Below are 1,589 nucleotides of genomic sequence, written 5' to 3' on the forward strand. Positions count from 1 at the left end.
GGCGACGTTGTTGCCGGGGCCGCCGCCATGGGCCGGCAGCATGGCGGCCAGTTCGAGCTCGTAGTCCTTCAGCATCCGGCCGAGATCCTTGCGCCGTTGCGGGCTCAGCGTCGGCGGAAAGACATGCGGGCTGGCGGCGCCGATCTCGATGGCGTCATAGCCGATCTTCTTGACGCGGCGGATGGTTTCCTCAAGCGTATAGGCCGGCAGCCATGTCGGGTTGCTTGCATAGGGCCAGGTGTGCATTGCGAGCTTGATCGTCATCGAAGGCTCCCTCAGGCGGCGGATTGCTTGATGGTTTCCCAGGCGCCGTTCTGCCCGGAGACGAGAATGGCTTCGGCGATGCGCTCGATCTGCACGCCATCCCGGAAGTCGGGTGAAGCCGGCTTGTTGTCGGCGATGGCCTGCAGGAAGTTGTACCATTCGATCGATTTGATATCGATGTAGCCCTGCCCCATGCCGGCCACCGGCCACAGCTTGTCGCCGAAGGGCTGGTTCGGGCCGGAATAGATGGTGCGGAAGCCGAAGGCGTCGGCCGGATCGTCGGCAAAGGCGACCCGCAGTTCGTTGAGGCGCTGGTAGTCGAAGGCGATCGAGCCGCGGGTCCCGTGGATCTCGAAGCCGAGCTGGTTATGATGGCCCCAGGAATTGCGCGTCACTTCGATCGTGCCGTGCGCCCCGCCTGCAAACTTGATCATCGTCAGCGCGGTGTCGTCGACGTCGACCTTGCCCTTTTCCGAGGAGGCCGCCCCGCTCGGACCGAAGAAGCGGCCGGCCGGCAGCGGGCGTTCAGGGATGAAGGTCTTGACGATGGCGTTCACCTGCTCGAATTCACCGACGAGCAGGCGTGCGGCATCGATCACATGGGTGCCGATGTCGCCAAGCGTGCCGGAGCCGGCCAGCGCCTTGTTGAAGCGCCAGGAGAGCGGCTTTTCCGGGTCGGCGCCCCAGTCCTGAAGATAGTAGCCGCGGAAGGTCAGGATGTCGCCGATGCGGCCCTCGTCGATCAGGCGCTTGGCCATCTGCAGGGCGGGCGTGTGGCGATAGTTGTAGGATACCATCGTCACCACGCCGCTCTCGTTGGCGGCCGCCAGCATCGCTTCGGCCTCGGCCACCGTCATCGACATCGGCTTTTCGCACATGATGTGCTTGCCCGCCTTGGCGGCGGCAATGGCAATCTCGGCATGGGTGCTGTTGGGGGTGCAGATGTCGACGATATCGATGTCGGGGCGCGAGACGACCTGGCGCCAATCGGTCGCGTATTCGGCAAAGCCGTACTGCTTGGCAGCATTCTGCGCCAGTTCCTCGTCGATATCGACGACCACCTTGCGCTCGATGTCGACGGGGGACCCGAACAGGATCGGCACGACCGCGGTGGCGATGGAATGGGCCTTGCCCATAAAGCCGGTGCCGATGAGCGCAACGTTCAACTTCTTCACTGATAAGCCTCCAATGGCGGGCCGCGCATGCGCCGGTGCCCTGTTCCAGATCCCTGCGAGCCGCGAGGGCTCGATCGCCCATTTTGCGATGTTAACGTATACAACATCACAAAAAACTCGATGTCAACGATTACATTTTCGTTGACGGCG

At 63.2% G+C, this 1,589-nt stretch carries 1 protein-coding gene and 1 pseudogene; both read right to left on the reverse strand.

All coding sequences use genetic code 11. From position 1 onward, the window contains the following. Positions 1–264 (reverse strand): annotated as a pseudogene (locus CO655_RS33065) (sugar phosphate isomerase/epimerase); the annotation flags it as partial. Between the two features lie 11 nt (positions 265–275). Beyond that, entirely contained in the window at positions 276–1,439 is a 1,164-nt protein-coding gene (locus tag CO655_RS33070; protein WP_097667970.1) for a Gfo/Idh/MocA family oxidoreductase, read from the reverse strand. Positions 1,440–1,589: the final 150 nt, after the last annotated feature.

It is taken from the genome of Rhizobium sp. M1 (assembly GCF_002531805.1).
Classification (GTDB): domain Bacteria; phylum Pseudomonadota; class Alphaproteobacteria; order Rhizobiales; family Rhizobiaceae; genus Rhizobium; species Rhizobium etli_C.